The 432-nt window shown below is 32.6% G+C and carries 1 protein-coding gene; it reads right to left on the bottom strand.

Annotated elements, in window-relative coordinates:
• On the bottom strand, positions 1 to 399 hold a 399-nt coding region (locus DIU01_RS02255), incomplete at its 3' end, for a GNAT family N-acetyltransferase (RefSeq protein ID WP_290831638.1).
• Positions 400 to 432: the final 33 nt, after the last annotated feature.

The following is a 432-nucleotide window of genomic DNA, read 5'->3' as shown; positions in this document are numbered from 1 at the left end:
CATTTTATCGATTTTCATCTTATTGAAACCATAATCTAACCATGCGATGGAAGCTTCGGTTGCGTAACCTTTATTCCAGAATTTTTCTGCTAAACGATAACCATAATCATAGAAATTGGTGTTACCGTTTTCTACGTGATCGTTTACAAATTTGATTCCTGTCCAACCAATAAACTCGCCAGTTTCTTTTAATATAGTTGCAAATCGACCAATGTTATTTTCAGCATATTGTCGGTTTACGTATTCAATAACCTTGATGCTTTCTTCAATTTCTTTTTCTGGTTTTTGCCATAAATACTTATGCACTTCTGGATTTTTGTTCATGTCAAATAACGCCTGTGCATCCGATAAAACTAACGGACGATGAATAAGACGTTCTGTTTCTAATACTAAATTCATATTCAATTCTCTAAATTCTATTCTCTATATTCT

The organism is Flavobacterium sp., assembly GCF_003525665.1.
Taxonomy (GTDB): Bacteria; Bacteroidota; Bacteroidia; order Flavobacteriales; family Flavobacteriaceae; genus Flavobacterium.
The sequence above is the reverse complement of the archived record's forward strand: the minus strand, read 5'-3'. Positions and strand labels throughout refer to the sequence as shown.